The sequence below is a fragment of the Shewanella marina JCM 15074 genome (assembly GCF_000614975.1).
Taxonomy (GTDB): Bacteria; Pseudomonadota; Gammaproteobacteria; order Enterobacterales; family Shewanellaceae; genus Shewanella; species Shewanella marina.
Map to the genome: position 1 here is coordinate 112,532 of NZ_BALM01000001.1, position 18,189 is coordinate 130,720.

General features: G+C 41.8%; 11 protein-coding genes and 3 pseudogenes. All 14 read left to right on the forward strand.

Annotation, left to right across the window (positions count from 1 at the left end):
- The first annotated feature begins 22 nt into the window (after nucleotides 1-22).
- The gene (gene infB, locus JCM15074_RS00530) at nucleotides 23-2,716 is read left to right on the forward strand and encodes a translation initiation factor IF-2 (RefSeq protein WP_025819336.1); all 2,694 of its coding nucleotides are present in this window, start codon (nucleotides 23-25) and stop codon (nucleotides 2,714-2,716) included.
- A 40-nt stretch (nucleotides 2,717-2,756) separates the two neighbouring features.
- Nucleotides 2,757-3,173, forward strand: coding sequence for a 30S ribosome-binding factor RbfA (gene rbfA / locus JCM15074_RS00535; RefSeq protein WP_025819337.1), 417 nt, complete (start codon nucleotides 2,757-2,759; stop codon nucleotides 3,171-3,173).
- Nucleotides 3,173-4,123, forward strand: coding sequence for a tRNA pseudouridine(55) synthase TruB (gene truB, locus JCM15074_RS00540; RefSeq protein WP_025819338.1), 951 nt, complete (start codon nucleotides 3,173-3,175; stop codon nucleotides 4,121-4,123). The genes rbfA and truB overlap by 1 nt, the downstream gene beginning before the upstream one ends.
- A 132-nt stretch (nucleotides 4,124-4,255) precedes the next feature.
- On the forward strand, nucleotides 4,256-4,525 hold the full coding sequence (gene rpsO / locus JCM15074_RS00545) for a 30S ribosomal protein S15 (RefSeq protein WP_025819339.1): 270 nt from the start codon (nucleotides 4,256-4,258) through the stop codon (nucleotides 4,523-4,525).
- A gap of 177 nt (nucleotides 4,526-4,702) precedes the next feature.
- Nucleotides 4,703-6,813: pseudogene (gene pnp / locus JCM15074_RS20275) on the forward strand (polyribonucleotide nucleotidyltransferase).
- A gap of 195 nt (nucleotides 6,814-7,008) precedes the next feature.
- Nucleotides 7,009-7,926 carry a lipoprotein NlpI gene (gene nlpI / locus JCM15074_RS00555; protein ID WP_025819340.1) on the forward strand — a complete coding sequence of 306 codons (918 nt, stop codon included), beginning with the start codon at nucleotides 7,009-7,011 and terminating at the stop codon, nucleotides 7,924-7,926.
- Between the two features lie 83 nt (nucleotides 7,927-8,009).
- Entirely contained in the window at nucleotides 8,010-9,590 is a 1,581-nt protein-coding gene (prfC, locus tag JCM15074_RS00560) for a peptide chain release factor 3 (protein ID WP_025819341.1), read from the forward strand.
- A gap of 81 nt (nucleotides 9,591-9,671) precedes the next feature.
- Entirely contained in the window at nucleotides 9,672-10,451 is a 780-nt protein-coding gene (locus JCM15074_RS00565; RefSeq protein WP_025819342.1) for a TatD family hydrolase, read from the forward strand.
- 537 nt (nucleotides 10,452-10,988) lie between these two features.
- Nucleotides 10,989-12,301, forward strand: a pseudogene (locus JCM15074_RS20280) (NupC/NupG family nucleoside CNT transporter).
- Nucleotides 12,302-12,621: 320 nt separating this feature from the next.
- Entirely contained in the window at nucleotides 12,622-13,452 is an 831-nt protein-coding gene (locus JCM15074_RS00575; protein WP_025819343.1) for a nucleoside-specific channel-forming Tsx family protein, read from the forward strand.
- 384 nt (nucleotides 13,453-13,836) lie between these two features.
- Entirely contained in the window at nucleotides 13,837-14,610 is a 774-nt protein-coding gene (gene deoC / locus JCM15074_RS00580; protein ID WP_025819345.1) for a deoxyribose-phosphate aldolase, read from the forward strand.
- Between the two features lie 145 nt (nucleotides 14,611-14,755).
- Nucleotides 14,756-16,087, forward strand: a complete 1,332-nt coding sequence (gene deoA, locus JCM15074_RS00585) for a thymidine phosphorylase (protein ID WP_025819346.1) — start codon at nucleotides 14,756-14,758, stop codon at nucleotides 16,085-16,087.
- A gap of 12 nt (nucleotides 16,088-16,099) precedes the next feature.
- Nucleotides 16,100-17,316, forward strand: a pseudogene (locus tag JCM15074_RS20285) (phosphopentomutase).
- A gap of 99 nt (nucleotides 17,317-17,415) precedes the next feature.
- Nucleotides 17,416-18,126 (forward strand): purine-nucleoside phosphorylase, encoded by a 711-nt coding sequence (gene deoD, locus JCM15074_RS00595; RefSeq protein WP_025819348.1) that lies wholly within the window; start codon nucleotides 17,416-17,418, stop codon nucleotides 18,124-18,126.
- Nucleotides 18,127-18,189: the final 63 nt, after the last annotated feature.

Here is an 18,189-nt window from a genome sequence, read left to right on the forward strand (position 1 = left end):
ATCAACGGATGGGAGGTTACTGATGACAACACATACAGTAGAAAAGTTGGCCACGGATATTGGTAAGGACGTTGAACGTCTAATAGAACAGTTTTCTAACATTGGTATTAAGAAAACTCGCTCCGATTTGGTCTCTGAAGCTGAAAAAGCTGAACTGCTTGGCTATCTTAAAAAGCAACACGGTGGCGATGTAGTGCCAACTAAAATGACACTACAACGCAAGTCGGTATCGACACTCAGTATTGCTGGAAATGGCGGGCAATCGAAAGATGTTAAAGTGGAAGTGCGCAAAAAGCGCACCTTCGTTAAACAAGATGTTAACGAAGCGGCATTGAAAGCCGAACAGGAAGCCAAAGCTGCCGCACAAGTGCAAGCAGAGGCAGAAGCGAAATTAAAGGCTGAAGCACAAGCCAAGGCAGAAGCACAAGCTAAAGCCGAGGCAGAGGCAAAAGCAGCGAAAGAAAAAGCTGCCGTAGACGCAAAAGCGAAAGCTGAAGCAAAAGCCAAAGCAAAACGGGAATCCGAAGTGGCAAATAAAGCGACTAACGACAAAGGTTCAGTAGCGAACCAAGCTGAAATTGAAGCAGCTAAAGCAGAAGCAGAACGTATTAAAGCTGCTCAAGAACAACAAGCACAACGTAAGACAGATGAAGAAGCAGTAAAAGCTGCTGCTGAAGCTCGTCGTCTTGCTGAAGAAAATGAAAAGCGTTGGGCTGATGAAGAACGCCAACGTTTAGAAGCTGAAAAGAAAAGTGACCACCACGTTACTACATCTAAAGTAGCTCGTGCTGCTGAAGATAGTTCTGATGCTGATGCTGAAAAGCGCGGTCGTCGTGCTCGTAACAAAGGCGGCATCAAGAAGCGTGGTGGTAAAGACGCTCGCCGTGAAAAGCAAACTCGTAACCGTTCAACAGCTCCAGAGTCAATGGCTCATGGCTTTAACAAGCCTGTTGCTGCTGTTAACCGCGATATTCGTATTGGCGAAACAGTTACTGTTGCTGAATTAGCACAGAAAATGGCAGTTAAAGCGACTGAAATCATTAAGCAGATGATGAAGATGGGCTCAATGGTTACTATTAACCAAGTGCTTGATCAAGAAACTGCTCAGATGGTTGCAGAAGAAATGGGTCATAAAGTAGTGCTTATTCGTGATAACGAACTTGAGCATCAAGTACTGTTAGATCGTGATGATGATACTGTGAAATTGGAGCCTCGTGCGCCAGTAGTAACTATCATGGGTCACGTTGACCACGGTAAGACTTCATTACTTGACTACATTCGTCGCGCTAAAGTAGCAGCTGGCGAAGCCGGTGGTATTACTCAGCATATTGGTGCATACCATGTTGAGACTGAAGGCGGCATCATCACTTTCTTAGATACTCCAGGTCACGCAGCATTTACTGCAATGCGTGCTCGTGGTGCGAAAGCAACTGATATCGTAATTCTTGTTGTTGCTGCAGATGATGGTGTAATGCCACAGACTATCGAAGCAATCCAGCACGCTAAAGCAGGTAACGTACCGCTAATCGTAGCTGTGAACAAGATGGATAAGCCAGAAGCAGATATTGAACGTGTTAAGAGTGAATTATCACAGCACGGCGTAATGTCTGAAGATTGGGGCGGAGACAACATGTTTGTTTACGTTTCAGCTAAAACTGGTCAAGGTATCGATGAGCTATTAGAAGGCATTCTTCTACAAGCTGAAGTACTAGAGCTTAAAGCAGTTAAAGATGGTATGGCAGCGGGTGTTGTTATCGAATCTAAGCTAGACAAGGGCCGTGGTCCTGTAGCAACTGTATTGGTTCAAGAAGGTACATTACGTCAAGGTGATATCGTTCTATGTGGTCTTGAGTACGGTAAAATCCGTGCAATGAAAGATGAGAACGGTAAGTCAATCACTGAAGCGGGTCCTTCAATTCCAGTTGAGATCTTAGGTCTTTCTGGTGTGCCATCAGCGGGTGACGAAGCGACTGTTGTACGTGATGAGCGTAAAGCGCGTGAAGTAGCACTATACCGTCAAGGTAAGTTCCGTGATGTTAAACTAGCTCGCCAGCAGAAAGCTAAGCTAGAGAACATGTTTGCCAACATGACTGAAGGCGAAGTTCAAGAACTTAACATCGTGCTAAAAGCTGACGTTCAAGGTTCATTAGAAGCAATTTGTGATTCTTTAACTAAACTTTCTACAGATGAAGTTAAAGTGAACATTATTGCTCGTGGCGTAGGCGCATTAACTGAAACTGATGCAACTCTAGCAGCAGCTTCTAACGCAATTATGGTCGGCTTTAACGTTCGTGCTGATGCACAGGCGCGTAAGACTATTGACGCAGAAAGCGTTGATTTACGTTACTACAGCGTAATCTACGACCTAATCGACGAAGTTCGTTCAGCAATGAGCGGTATGCTTGCTCCTGAATTTAAGCAACAGATCATTGGTCTTGCTGAAGTTCGTGACGTATTTAAGTCTCCTAAGCTTGGCGCAATCGCTGGCTGTATGGTGACTGAAGGTATCGTTAAGCGTAGCGCACCAATCCGCGTACTTCGCGAAAACGTAGTTATCTACGAAGGTGAGTTAGAGTCATTACGTCGCTTTAAAGACGACATGGCTGAAGTACGTAACGGTATGGAATGTGGTATCGGTGTTAAGAACTACAACGATGTTCGCGTAGGCGACCAAATCGAAGTATTCGAAACAGTTGAAATCGCTCGTACACTGTAACATTTAAAAAGGGCGGCTCAGGCCGCCCTTGGTGATTATTATGGCAAGAGAATTTGGTCGTACACGTCGTATCGGACAGCAACTTCAACAAGAGCTGGCTCAGGTATTACAACGTGATATTAAAGATCCTCGTATCGGCATGGTAACGGTAAATGACGTAGAAGTTTCTCGTGATTTAAGTTATGCCAAAGTTTTCGTAACCTTCTTTGAAGATCAACCTGAACTACTAAAACAGAAGCTTGCAGCATTAGAAATTGCAGCACCTTATGTTCGTACATTAGTGGCTGGTCGTATGAAGTTACGTGTAATGCCTGAATTGCGTTTTGTTTATGACAGCTCGTTGGCTGAAGGTATGCGTATGTCTAACCTTGTAAGTCAAGTGATTAGCAACGATGAAGCAAAACAGAAGCAGTTTGGTGTTGCTGATAGCGATGACAAAAAAGAGGGTGATGAGTAATGGCTCGTCGTCCAAAAGGTCGTTTGATTGATGGTATCGTGTTGCTTGATAAAGACACGGGTATGAGTTCTAACTTTGCTCTACAACGAGTAAAGCGAATTTATAACGCAGCTAAAGCAGGCCACACTGGCGCATTAGATCCATTAGCAACCGGTATGTTACCTGTCTGTTTAGGCGAAGCGACTAAGTTTTCGCAGCATCTACTTGATGCTGATAAACGTTACTTAGTGACGGCTAAACTTGGAGTTCGTACTGATACTAGTGACTCTGATGGCGAAGTGGTACAAACTCGGCCGTTAACCTTTACTGATGAACAGCTGCAAACCGCACTAGAGCATTTTCGTGGTGATACCATGCAAGTGCCATCAATGTTTTCTGCGTTAAAGTATCAAGGTCAGCCTTTATACAAATATGCGCGTGAAGGTATTGAAGTTCCTCGTGAAGCACGTCCTATCACTGTTTTTGAACTGAATTATATCGGTTTAGAAGGTGATGAACTGACACTTGATATTCATTGTTCAAAAGGCACTTATATTCGTTCTATTATTGACGATTTAGGTGAAATGTTAGGTTGTGGTGCACATGTGATCATGTTACGCCGAACTCAAGTTGCTGTTTATCCATATGAAAAAATGGTGACACTGGCGCAACTTGAAGCCTTACTTGAACAAGCACATCGTGATGAAGTGCCACCGCGTGAATTGCTAGACCCGTTATTGTTACCAATGGATACTGCTGTGGCAGATTTTCCTGAGGTTAACTTACCTGATGCGATGACGACTGCATTGATGCAAGGTCAAGCATTGCAAGCACCAGGCCTTGTACCCGACCAACTTGTGCGTATCACTCTAGGTGACTCACACAAGTTTGTTGGTATTGGCATGATGAATGACAATGGGTTATTAGCACCAAAACGCTTAGTGGTATTACATGATGAGCCAGCAGCATAAGGTTAATTAACCTCAAGGTTAATTTTGTTAGCTGTTAGCATTGCGGTTCTAGCTCAAAATAGTTAGAATGTCGCGCCTCTTTGGCTGAGTTAGTGATCGGCTAAAGGTTAATTTAATTTTTTGGAGATAAGTATGTCACTAAGTACTGAAGTAAAAGCACAGATCTTGGCTGAATTCGGCCGTTGTGAAAACGACACTGGTTCAACAGAAGTTCAGGTTGCATTGTTAACTGCACAAATCAACCACCTACAAGGTCACTTCAAAGAGCACAAGCACGATCACCACTCACGTCGTGGTCTTCTACGCATGGTTAGCTCACGTCGTAAGCTTCTTGCTTATCTAAAGCGTACAGAAGTAGTTCGCTACACTGCGCTAATCCAAAAGCTAGGCCTACGCCGTTAATAGCAAATTTGGTTTTTGAAAAGGAGGCTTTTGCCTCCTTTTTTCGTTTTTAACTCATTATAAATATCGAATTTATGAAATTTATGTGAGCGAGCGTGCTCTTCTCTTTAATTTGACTAGCCAAATGCAGTATACTTACTGCGAAAATTCAAGGTCATTAATTAAGGAATGGGTCACGTGAATCCAATAGTAAAAAGTTTTGAGTATGGTCAACATACAGTCACTCTAGAAACGGGTGTCATTGCGCGTCAAGCTGATGCTGCAGTTCTAGCAAGCATGGGCGATACAACCGTATTAGTTACAGTTGTAGGTAAAAAAGAAGCAGACGTGACACGTGACTTTTTCCCTCTGACTGTGAACTATCAGGAAAAAACTTACGCTGCCGGTAAAATCCCAGGTGGTTTCTTTAAGCGTGAAGGTCGTCCTTCTGAAGGCGAAACATTAATCGCACGTTTAATTGACCGTCCAATCCGTCCATTATTCCCGAACGGCTTCACTAACGAAGTTCAAGTTATCATCACTGTAGTATCTGTTGATCCGCAAATCGAGCCAGATATCGTTTCTATGATTGGTACTTCTGCTGCGTTAGCAATTTCTGGTATTCCATTCAATGGTCCACTAGGTGCTGCTCGTGTTGGTTATATCAACGGCGAATATGCATTAAACCCAACTGTTGACCAGTTAGTTGATAGCACATTAGACCTAGTTGTTGCTGGTACTGAAGCTGCTGTATTAATGGTAGAGTCAGAAGCAAAAGCGCTTCCAGAAGAAGTGATGCTAGGCGCGGTAGTTTATGGTCATGAGCAACAGCAAGTAGTTGTAAATGCTATTGCTGAATTTAAAGCTGAAGCTGGCAAGCCTACTTGGGATTGGACTGCTCCAGTTAAAGATCAAGATCTAGTTGCTCAAATCAAAGATCTTGCAGAAGCGGGTTTCACAGAAGCTTACCAAATTACAGCAAAACATGAACGTCGTGACGCTGTTGTTGAACTAAAGAAGGCGACAATCGCTAAACTAGTTGAAGCAAACGGTGAATTAGATTTACGTGAAATTGATAAGTTAATTGGTAGCTTAGAAAAGAGCGTAGTACGTAATCGTATTATTGCTGGTATGCCACGTATCGATGGTCGTGAACCAGATATGATCCGTGCATTAAACGTAATGGCTGGCGTATTACCACGTACTCATGGTAGCGCACTATTTACTCGTGGTGAGACTCAAGCGTTAGTGACTTGTACTCTAGGTACTGAGCGTGATGCACAGAAAGTTGACAGCATCATGGGCGAGCGTACTAACCGCTTTATGCTTCACTACAACTTCCCTCCATACTCAGTAGGTGAAACTGGTATGGTGGGTTCACCTAAGCGTCGTGAAATTGGTCACGGTAAGTTAGCATGGCGCGGTATTAACGCAGTTATGCCTTCTGCTGAAGATTCCCATATTCTGTACGTGTAGTATCTGAAATTACTGAATCAAACGGTTCAAGCTCAATGGCTTCTGTTTGTGGTACTTCACTAGCACTTATGGATGCGGGTGTACCAATCAAGACTTCTGTTGCTGGTATCGCAATGGGTCTTGTTAAAGAAGGTAACGACTTCGTTGTTCTTTCAGACATTCTAGGTGATGAAGATCACTTAGGTGATATGGACTTTAAAGTTGCTGGTACTCGCGACGGTATTACTGCATTGCAGATGGATATCAAGATCGAAGGTATCACTAAAGAGATTATGGAAATTGCATTACAACAAGCATATGGCGCGCGCGTTCATATCCTTAACGTAATGGATTCTGCTATCGGCGCACACCGTGACGATATCTCTGACCATGCTCCTCGTATCACAACCATGAAGATCAACCCTGAGAAGATCCGTGATGTGATTGGTAAAGGTGGTGCTACAATTCGTGCACTTACTGAAGAGACTGGCACTACTATCGAACTTGAAGATGACGGTACTGTTAAGATTGCTTCTGCAAGCGCTGAAGCAACTAAAGAAGCTATCCGTCGTATCGAAGAGATCACTGCAGAAGTTGAAGTGGGTCGTATCTACACTGGTAAGGTTATGCGTATCGTTGATTTCGGCGCATTCGTTAATATCCTACCAGGTAAAGATGGTCTAGTTCATATCTCTCAAATCAGTGATGAGCGTGTTGCTAACGTATCTGATCATCTACAACTTAACCAAGAAGTTACCGTTAAGGTAATGGAAGTGGATCGTCAAGGTCGTGTGCGTCTTTCTATTAAAGAAGCACAACCTAAAGCAGAAGAGTCAGCACCAGCTGCTGAATAATTTGTCCGCTTAATTGCGTTATTGAAAGGAGACCTTAGGTCTCCTTTTTTGTATCATTTATTTACCGATAGCTTAAATATTTAGTTATTAAAATTAGTAAGCTATACAGAATCGATAGTGGATGCTATCGTTAATATATTGTGGTGATAAATGCCAGCCACGCTATGTTGTAGATAAATAAGGATTTGACCACGAATGATAAAAAAGAAGTTTGCGATATCGTTATTATTAGTAGGTTCTGGCCTATTAAATACTGCGTGTGTCTCTACAGCGGAACAACAAGTTGTTGATGGCAAAATTCTAGTGGCACCATTAGTCCCTTCACAAAAGCTTGAAATTACCTTAGCCAAGTTAGATCAAATCTTATCGAGCATGGAGCTTAAAGATGAGCAGCGGGCTCGTTTTCATTATGACCGTGGTGTGATTTATGACAGATTTGGATTAACGACGTTGAGTCGTATTGATTTTCATCAAGCGCTTAAACTCGATCCTAAAATTGCTGATGTTTATAACTATTTAGGTATTTATGATACTCAAGCTGGTGAATATGAGCGTGCTTATGAAGCATTTGATGCCGTGCTTGAATTAGCTCCTGATTATTCATACGGTTATTTAAACCGCGGTATTGCGCTTTACTACGGTGAGCGTTATCAGTTAGCAGTACAGGATTTAGAGCAATTTTATTTGCTCGCGCCTGAAGATGGCTATCGTGCATTATGGCTCTATTTTGCAGAAGAGAAATTATCCCCCGCAGAAGCCAGCCTAAGATTGCAGTTTAATCGTACTAAGCTAAAAGCGAATCAATGGCCTACGGATTTAGTCGATTACAGTTTAGGGCACCTTACCGCAGGGGAACTTATTGCGCTTGCTAAGCAAGATTTGGAATATCCTGAGCAATATGCAGAACGTTTATGTGAGGCCTATTTTTATATGGCTAAACAGGTGCAGCAACAAGGTCAAATATCACAAGCTGAGACTTACTATCGTTTAGCATTAGCGACCAATATTTATGATTATGTCGAACATCGCTACGCCAGTCTTGAATTAAAGCAGCTATTAAACGAGCAGAGTCAATCAGCATCTACCGCATTAAATACAGAGATAAAGCAGTAGTGCGTTAGATAGCCTAGCTATGTTGGTGGATAGGCGCTATAATTTGCGCCTTTTTTAATGCGATAAGTGTATACAGGTAAGCCATGTCAGGTTACAAACCAGAGGTAGACAAGCGCAGAACGTTTGCCATCATATCTCACCCCGATGCGGGTAAAACTACCATTACCGAAAAAGTATTATTATTCGGAAACGCGCTACAAAAAGCGGGTACGGTAAAGGGTAAAAAGTCAGGCCAACATGCGAAATCTGACTGGATGGAAATGGAAAAAGATCGTGGTATTTCTATTACTACCTCGGTAATGCAATTTCCATATCATGACGCTTTAGTCAACCTATTGGATACACCTGGTCACGAAGACTTCTCTGAAGATACTTATCGTACATTAACGGCAGTTGACTCATGTCTAATGGTAATCGACTCCGCTAAAGGTGTAGAAGATCGTACGATTAAGTTGATGGAAGTGACACGTTTGCGTGATACGCCAATCGTGACTTTTATGAACAAATTAGACCGCGATATTCGTGATCCAATTGAGTTAATGGATGAAGTTGAAGAAGTATTAAACATTGCCTGTGCTCCGATTACTTGGCCTATTGGTGCGGGTAAAGAGTTTAAAGGTGTGTACCATTTGCTGCGTGATGAAGTGATCCTTTATCAAGGTGGTATGGGTCATACAATTCAAGATTCTCGTATCATTAAGGGCTTAGATAACCCTGAGTTAGATGATGCGATTGGTAGCTATGCAGCTGACCTACGTGACGAGATGGAATTAGTAGTTGGCGCAGCGCATGAGTTTAATCTTGAGCAGTTCCTTAGCGGTGAATTAACGCCTGTGTTTTTCGGTACCGCGCTAGGTAACTTTGGTGTTGATCATATTCTTGATGGGGTTGTTGAGTGGGCGCCAAAACCACAAGCACGTGAAACAGAAACCCGAGTGGTTGAGCCTGAAGAGCCTAAATTCACTGGTTTTGTATTTAAGATCCAAGCAAATATGGATCCTAAACACCGTGACCGTGTTGCTTTTATGCGAATTTGTTCTGGTCGTTATGAGCAAGGCATGAAAATGCATCACGTACGTATTGGTAAAGACGTTAACGTTAGTGACGCTTTAACCTTTATGGCGGGTGATCGTAATCGTGCAGAAGCTGCATATCCGGGCGATATTATTGGTTTACATAATCACGGTACCATTCGTATTGGTGATACCTTCACTCAAGGTGAGAAGTTACGCTTTAGTGGTATCCCTAACTTCGCACCAGAAATGTTCCGTCGTATTCGTTTGAAAGATCCATTAAAGCAAAAACAGTTGCTTAAAGGCTTAGTTCAGCTTTCAGAAGAAGGTGCGGTGCAGTTATTTAGACCATTAGATAACAACGATCTTATTGTGGGTGCCGTAGGTGTACTGCAGTTTGAAGTGGTTGTAGGTCGTTTAAAGTCTGAATATAACGTTGAAGCGATTTATGAACATGTAAACGTAGCAACTGCCCGTTGGGTATACTGTGATGACGAACGTAAATTAGAAGATTTCCGCCGTAAGTGCAGTACTAATTTAGCATTAGATGGTGGCGATAATTTAACGTATATTGCACCAACTTATGTCAACCTGAATTTATCCATGGAACGTTATCCAGAAGTTCAGTTTGCTAAGACTCGTGAAAACTAAGCTCTTGGTTTAAGCGCTTCAGCAGATTATGATTAAAGGCGGATTTTCCGCCTTTTTTATTGCTTATAATAAGTGAATACCATGAAACTATTTGATACCCATGCTCACCTTGATTTTACAGAGTTTGATATTGATAGAGCAGAGTTATTACTGCAAATGCAGCAACATGGTATTAGCGGTTGTCTGCTGCCCGCAGTATCGCCTCGTCATTGGCTTAAGCAATTAGCCGTTGCCAAGCAATATCAGCAATATTTTGCGTTAGGTATTCATCCTTGGTTTTGTCCTGATGATTTATCTCAAGCATTAGCTGCGCTAACAGAGATATGTCAATTGGAGCGAGATAATCGCTATTTTATTGCTATTGGTGAAGCGGGATTAGATAAGTTATCGCAAACTAATTATCAGCTGCAATTACAATATTTAACGGCACAAATAGTGCTGGCGAAACAGCTGCAGCTACCCATTATTTTGCATTGTGTGAGAGCTCATGCAGATATGATTGCAATATTAACTGAGGCAAATTTACCTCAAGCTGGTGTGATTCACGGCTTTAGTGGCAGTATTGAGGTGGCAAGACAATACATTAAGCTTGGCTTTAAGTTAGGTATTGGTGGCTTAGTTTGCGAAGCTAATGCAAAGAAATTAAGGCACTGTGTGCAAGAGCTTCCATTAACCAGTTTTGTCATGGAAACTGATTCACCAGCAATGACCCCCAAACAGTTAGGTTATGATCGTAATACGCCAATGACGTTAGTGACTGTGATTGATGAGATTGCACAATTACGACAAGAAACTGTCTTAGCCGTTAGCCGGCAATTAATGAAGAACTGTCGTATGTTATTTTCGATAGATTTAATCTAATTATTAAGCTCCAATACTCGCTCATTAAATAATATAGTTAATATTTATTTAACATCTATAAGTTTATTTCCTCTAAATCACTTGGTTAGTCGTTAAATTGTTATTTAACACTCAGTAGAAGCCAAATTAATGGCGTATTGTGATCGTTTTTTGAACACGTTGTGAATATTGCAATTTTGTAATTTGGACTGTATTCATAACAAAATTGATAGCATATGCGACTAACTTACAGTGGTTTAGCTTCCTATAAATACTATTTTTCTCTAAAAATGAAACTTTTTTAGTTAAATTACATCATTTTTAATTGTCCTTAAAATAAAACAGTATTGATTATTGTTGGTGCAACACACTGTCTATTAAGATATTTAGTTAGAACGTATAAAAACCTATTATTAATATTTAATTTTTGTTTGTTAGCTAGTACTCAAAATGTCGATCAAGGTAGCGATTTTCATCTGACCCTAAGGTATAATCTGCTGCGGAAAAAAGGTTGGTTAACAACATAAATAAAAAACGTTAACAATAGGGTGATGGTTAATGGAAATTGTAATGAGTTTAGTGGGGGTGGTTACCCTGCTTGCGATTGGTTTCTTGTTATCAAATAACAAAAAAGCAATTAGCATTCGTACGGTAGGCGGTGCACTTGCAATTCAGGCTGCTTTTGGTGGCTTCGTTTTATATGTGCCAGTCGGTAAAGACATTCTAAAGAGTGTGTCTGATGGCGTATCAAGTGTCATTGGTTATGCGCAAAATGGTATTAGTTTCGTATTCGGTGATTTAGCTAACTTCAAAGTTGGCTTTATTTTTGCCGTAAACGTACTGCCTGTTATCGTTTTCTTCTCTTCTCTAATCGCAGTTCTGTATTATCTAGGTGTGATGCAGTGGGTTATCCGCATTATTGGCGGTGGTCTACAAAAAGCACTTGGCACAAGCCGTACAGAGTCAATGTCTGCAACAGCAAACATCTTCGTAGGTCAAACTGAGGCGCCTCTAGTAGTACGTCCATTTATTCCTACTATGACTCAATCTGAGCTATTCGCTATCATGGTGGGTGGTTTAGCATCTATCGCTGGTTCTGTACTAGCGGGTTATGCGCAGATGGGTGTACCTATTGAGTACTTAGTTGCCGCATCATTCATGGCAGCACCAGGTGGTCTATTAATGGCTAAACTGATGCACCCTGAAACTGAAGCTGCTAAGAACGATATGGATGAGTTGCCAGAAGATCCAGAAAAGCCTGCTAACGTATTAGACGCAGCGGCAGCTGGTGCTTCATCTGGTATGCACCTAGCACTTAACGTTGGTGCAATGCTTCTTGCATTCGTAGCTTAATCGCCATGGTAAACGGTATCATTGGTGGTATCGGTGGTTGGGTAGGTTACCCTCATATCACACTAGAATTAATTCTAGGTTACCTATTTATGCCATTAGCATATTTAATCGGTGTACCTTGGAATGAAGCTTTAGTAGCAGGTTCTTTCATCGGTCAGAAGATCGTTGTTAACGAATTCGTTGCTTACTTAAACTTTGCACCATATATCCACCCTGTAGTTGAAGGTGCAGTTTCTGCATGTACTACTGATGTGGCTAAAGTGGTTAAAGATACTCTGCCGTTATGTGTAGCTGAAACTGGCTTACCAATGTCAGCACGTACTCAAGCAATCATTTCATTCGCACTTTGTGGTTTTGCTAACTTATCATCTATTGCGATTCTGCTTGGTGGTCTAGGTGCAATGGCACCGAACCGTCGTTCAGATCTTGCTAAGCTTGGTATCCGTGCGGTTATCGCCGGTTCTTTAGCTAACTTGATGAGCGCAACACTAGCTGGTCTATTCTTAGCACTAGCGTAATAATGTGTGACAAAGCTTGTTGCTACTATGTAGCAGCAAGCTTTGGTTAAATCAGCCGTTTTCCCATAGTTATATCGTTGTATTACAGAGTGTTTAGTTAGCGGATACTGAGTTGGATCTGCTAGGGTTTTGTTTTTCCAAAATTCGCTAAGTAAGTGTTTTGTATTGATATTTAGACCATTTTCAAAATTAATTATAGTCGATCACACTTTTATCTAAAATTCTTGAGATTTTAAAAAGAATAGGTAAAATGCGCTCGAAATTAAAAAACGCTGTTTACAAATATGCAAACAGTAACAATACCTACAACGGGGTTGATGATGAAAAATGTTAAAACTTTCGCTCTAGCTGCTACAGCTATTGCAGCAACTATGTCTGCACCTGCATTCGCAGCTGATCGCGGTGATGATATCCATGCTGGTGATTACAAGTGGATTAACTTCAACTACATGTATGCGTTAAAAGAGCTACCTCGCCCAGCTGATGCTCGTAGTGGTCATGACTACTTAGAGATGGAATTTGGCGGTCGTTCTGGCATTTTCGATCTATACGGTTATGTAGACGTATTCAACCCATCTGAGCGTGATTCGAGCGATAAGAAAGGCGCTCCTAAAATGTTTATGAAGTTTGCGCCACGTATCTCTATCGATGCGTTAACAGGTAAAGACTTATCTTTCGGCCCAGTTAAAGAAGTTTACTTCTCTACTCTATTTAACTGGAGCGGTGGTTCTGACGATGTAAACAACTCTTTCTGGGGTGTGGGTGCTGATGTTGAAGTGCCTTGGTTAGGTAAGACTGGTATGAACATCTACGGTTTATATGACCTAAACACTAAAGAGTGGAACGGTTACCAGTTCTCTGCTAACTGGTTCAAGCCATTCTATAACTTCGATAATGGTTCATTCCTATCGTTCCAAGGTTATGTTGATTGGCAGTTCGGTGCAGACGCAATCTACACTGATACTGGTGAGCAAGTTAAGACTGCTAACGGTGGCGCTGCATTCGCAGGTCTTTACTGGCACACTCAGCGTTTCGCGCTTGGTTATGGTCTGAAGGCATACAAAGATGTATACCTACTTAAAGATGATGGTGCTACAGGCCTAGAATCTTCAGGTATCAGCCACTACTTCGCAGCTACTTACAAGTTCTAATTTGTAAGAGTGTGATAAAAGAGCAACGAATTATCGTTGCTCTTTGTGTTTTGGTCAGATATAAGATATAACCCTAAATCATTAGTTAAGTTGGTTCTAATTAGCCAGTTTAGTTAATTGTTTACAGCTGTCGTCTTGATTGATGACAACCTCGCGCTAAAAAGGATTTTTCGCGGTAAGGTCGATGCTTTTGCATTTCCTTTCCGGTCTTCAAGGATTCAAGTCGTGATACTTGAAATCTTGTTTGAGTAGCACCATATCTACTCAATCAGAGATGGCATTATCCAGAAGGCCCGGCCACAATAATTATCATAATTCACGCCTGCTAACCGGTGCTGCTAACGACATATTTTTGATTAAATTAATGATGTCTCGGAGAGAACTATGAGTGATTTAAAACAAGCTGCACAACGCGCAATCAATTTAATGGATTTAACCACCTTAAATGATGACGATACAGATCAAAAAGTGATTGAGCTTTGCCACAAAGCGAATACTGCCGCTGGTCACACTGCAGCTATCTGTATTTATCCACGCTTTATTCCTATTGCACGTAAAACATTGGAAGAGATGGGCTGTGACGATATTAAGATCGCAACAGTAACTAACTTCCCACATGGTAATGATGATATTGCGATTGCAGTATTAGAAACTCGTGCAGCTGTTGCTTATGGCGCAGACGAAGTTGACGTGGTATTCCCATACCGTGCGTTAATGGCTGGCAATGAAACTGTTGGTTTCGAGTTAGTTAAAGCATGTAAAGAAGAGTGTGGTGCTGACGTATTATTAAAAGTAATCATCGAATCAGGCGAGCTAAAAGATGCGGCATTAATTCGCCGTGCATCTGAAATTGCCATTGATGCGGGTGCAGACTTTATTAAGACTTCAACAGGTAAAGTACCTGTTAATGCAACCATTGAAGCGGCTGAAATCATGATGACAGTGATCAGCGAAAAGAATCGCGAAGTAGGTTTTAAGCCAGCTGGCGGCGTACGTGATGCTGAGCAAGCAGCACTATTTTTAAATACCGCTGAGCGTATTTTAGGTGACGATTGGGTTAGCCAACGCACTTTCCGTTTCGGTGCTTCTAGCCTACTTGCAAGTTTATTACACACTCTGGAATTAAGTGACGCTCCAGCAGCCAGCCAAGGTTACTAATTTAGCCCATATTTGTGAACCTGATCAATTTGATTACAGCAGAACTTGTCTAGTATAGGTAAAAATATTACATCAGTTCTGATGTTTCACTACAAAAATAGACACTGACAAATTATTATCAGTGTCTATGATTGGAGGCGTTATCATGTTTCTAGCACAAGAGATCATCCGTAAAAAACGCGATGGTTTAGCGTTATCTGAACAAGAAATCCAATTCTTTGTTAAAGGCATTACAGACCAAAGTGTATCTGAAGGACAGATTGCAGCATTTGGTATGGCGGTTTTTTTTAATGATATGAACATGGATGAGCGGATTGCACTGACAACTGCAATGCGTGATTCAGGTACTGTGTTAAATTGGCAATCACTTGACTTAAATGGCCCGGTGATTGACAAGCATAGTACTGGCGGTGTTGGTGATGTTATTAGCTTAATGTTAGGCCCTATGGCTGCCGCTTGTGGTGGTTATGTGCCAATGATTTCAGGCCGTGGCTTGGGCCACACTGGTGGCACACTTGATAAGTTTGATGCTATTCCAGGCTATCAAACAGAGCCTTCAAGCGAACTGTTTCGTAAAGTTGTAAAAGAGGTCGGTGTTGCCATTATTGGTCAAACGGGCGATCTTGTTCCTGCTGACAAACGTTTTTATTCCATCCGTGATAATACTGCTACAGTTGAATCAATCCCACTGATTACCGCTTCTATTCTTTCTAAAAAATTAGCAGCAGGTCTTGATGCGCTAGTGATGGATGTGAAAGTGGGTAGTGGTGCATTTATGCCTACTTACGATGCATCAGAACAATTAGCTCGTAGTATTACCGCAGTTGCAAATGGTGCAGGAACTAAAACTACCGCATTATTGACAGATATGAATCAGGTACTTGCCTCATGTGCAGGTAATGGTATTGAAGTTAAAGAGGCGATTGACTTTTTAACTGGCGCATACCGAAATCCTCGTTTGTACGAAGTGACCATGGGACTTTGCGCTGAAATGCTAGTATTAGGTGGCTTAGCCACGAATGAAAGCGATGCTAGAAATAAGCTTAATCAGGTACTCGATAACGGCCGCGCAGCTGAAATTTTTGGTAAAATGGTTGCAGGCCTAGGTGGCCCAACAGATTTTGTTGAAAATTATGGTTTATATTTACCAGAAGCTAAAATTGTAAGACCTGTATTTGCAGAACAAACAGGTTTCGCCCATAGCATGGATACTCGCCAACTAGGTTTAGCCGTGGTTACCTTAGGTGGTGGCCGCCGTAAACCGGGCGATCCATTAGATTATAGTGTGGGTCTATCTAAAGTGTGTGCGCTAGGCGATCAGATTACGCCTGATACACCATTAGCATATATTCATGCGCAAACTGAAGCAGGATTTGAAGAAGCAGCACGTGCAGTTAAATCTGCCATTGTGATTGATGATATCAAGTCTGAGAAAACACCTGAGATTTATCGTTATATTCGCGAGCAAGATCTCTAGGGGAGTATAGATATGAAACGTACCATTATTTTAATGCTAGATTCTTTCGGTATCGGCGCAAGCATGATGCCGTTAAGTTTGGTGACGTAGGTGCTGATACTTTTGGTAGCATTGCGAAAGCATGTGCTGAAGGTAAAGCTGATATTGGCCGTCAAGGTCCTTTAAATATCCCGCATTTAGCTAGTTTGGGTTTAGCTCACGCTGCGCAAGAAAGTACTGGTAGTTTTGCTGCTGGCTTTAATGGTGATATTGATGTTATTGGTGCTTATGGTCACGCAGCTGAATTAAGTTCTGGTAAAGATACTCCAAGTGGTCACTGGGAAATGGCTGGTGTCCCTGTGTTATTTGAGTGGGGCTATTTCAGTGATAAAACCAACTCATTCCCTAAAGAGTTAACGGATAAAATTTTAGCGCGTGCAAACTTATCGGGCTTCTTAGGTAACTGTCACTCATCGGGTACGGTTATCCTTGAAGAGCTTGGTGAAGAGCATATGCGCAGCGGAATGCCGATTTTTTATACATCTGCAGACTCTGTGTTCCAAATTGCTTGTCATGAAGAGACTTTTGGGCTAGAAAACCTATATCGTTTATGTGAAATCGCTCGTGAAGAGTTAGAGCCTTATAATATTGGTCGTGTGATTGCGCGTCCATTTGTAGGCGCTGATGCTAAATCATTTGAGCGTACAGGTAACCGTCGTGACTACGCCGTTGAGCCGCCAGCAAAAACAGTATTAGAAAAATTATCTGATGCCGGTGGACAAGTGGTCAGTGTGGGTAAAATCTCTGATATTTATGCGCACTGTGGTATCACTAAGAAGGTGAAGGCGACAGGTTTACAAGCGTTATTTGATGCAACCTTAGCTGAAATTAAGCAAGCGGGTGATAATACAATCGTATTCACTAACTTTGTTGATTTCGACTCTCATTATGGTCATCGCCGTGATGTTGCTGGTTACGCTAAAGGGTTAGAGTATTTTGATGCTCGACTACCAGAGTTGCTAGCTTTGTTAGACGATAATGATTTATTAATTTTAACGGCAGATCATGGTTGTGACCCAACTTGGCCTGGCAGTGATCATACTCGTGAACATGTACCTGTATTAGCATTTGGTGCAGGTTTGGCGGCAGGTTCTTTAGGTAAGCGTTCATCGTTTGCCGATATGGGACAATCTATCGCACATTATTTTGATCTTAGTCCGATGGATTATGGCGAGTCGTTCTTAAAATAATTGAATTTTGGCGGCATTTTTAGCCGCTACAAATAATCTGAGTTTGAACAAACTCAAGCTCAGATTAACAATATATAAAAATATACAGGGGTTTATTCGATGGCTACACCACACATTAATGCAGTTGATGGCGCATTTGCTGATACAGTGCTATTCCCAGGTGATCCACTACGTGCAAAATACATTGCTGAAACGTTCCTGGAGAATGTTGAGCAGGTAACTGATGTTCGTAACATGCTAGGTTACACTGGTACTTACAAAGGTACTCGTATCTCTGTTATGGGTTCAGGCATGGGTATCCCATCTTGCTCTATCTATGCAACAGAGTTAATCAAAGACTACGGTGTTAAGAACCTAATCCGCGTTGGTACTTGTGGTGCAATCAGCACTGACGTTAAAGTACGTGACGTAATTATTGGTATGGGTGCTTGTACTGATTCAGTCGTTAACCGTACTCGTTTCAAAGGCCATGACTTTGCAGCTATCGCTGACTATGACCTATTAAGCGCAGTGGTTGATTCTGCTAAAGCTCGCGGTACTAAAATCCGTGTAGGTAACGTTTACTCTGCAGATCTTTTCTACACGCCAGACGCTGAAATGTTTGACGTAATGGAAAGAATGGACGTACTAGGCGTTGAAATGGAAGCTGCTGGTCTTTATGGCGTAGCTAAAGAATACGGTGCTAAAGCATTATGTGTTGTTACTGTATCTGACCATATCCGTACTGGTGAAAAGACCACTTCTGATGAGCGTCAAACTACATTCAACGAAATGATTGAAATGACACTAGAAGCTGCAATTACACTATAAGTTAATTGTTGCGACTAAAATAAAACGGGCCAATCGGCCCGTTTTTGTTATATCGTCATTATG

Excerpts from the sequence above, each read along its gene's own strand:
- deoA (WP_025819346.1), top strand. The coding sequence starts at position 14,756 with ATGTTTCTAGCACAAGAGATCATCCGTAAAAAACGCGATGGTTTAGCG.
- infB (WP_025819336.1), top strand. The coding sequence starts at position 23 with ATGACAACACATACAGTAGAAAAGTTGGCCACGGATATTGGTAAGGAC.
- deoD (WP_025819348.1), top strand. The coding sequence starts at position 17,416 with ATGGCTACACCACACATTAATGCAGTTGATGGCGCATTTGCTGATACA.
- JCM15074_RS00565 (WP_025819342.1), top strand. The coding sequence starts at position 9,672 with ATGAAACTATTTGATACCCATGCTCACCTTGATTTTACAGAGTTTGAT.
- nlpI (WP_025819340.1), top strand. The coding sequence starts at position 7,009 with ATGATAAAAAAGAAGTTTGCGATATCGTTATTATTAGTAGGTTCTGGC.
- deoC (WP_025819345.1), top strand. The coding sequence starts at position 13,837 with ATGAGTGATTTAAAACAAGCTGCACAACGCGCAATCAATTTAATGGAT.
- rpsO (WP_025819339.1), top strand. The coding sequence starts at position 4,256 with ATGTCACTAAGTACTGAAGTAAAAGCACAGATCTTGGCTGAATTCGGC.
- truB (WP_025819338.1), top strand. The coding sequence starts at position 3,173 with ATGGCTCGTCGTCCAAAAGGTCGTTTGATTGATGGTATCGTGTTGCTT.
- JCM15074_RS00575 (WP_025819343.1), top strand. The coding sequence starts at position 12,622 with ATGAAAAATGTTAAAACTTTCGCTCTAGCTGCTACAGCTATTGCAGCA.
- rbfA (WP_025819337.1), top strand. The coding sequence starts at position 2,757 with ATGGCAAGAGAATTTGGTCGTACACGTCGTATCGGACAGCAACTTCAA.
- prfC (WP_025819341.1), top strand. The coding sequence starts at position 8,010 with ATGTCAGGTTACAAACCAGAGGTAGACAAGCGCAGAACGTTTGCCATC.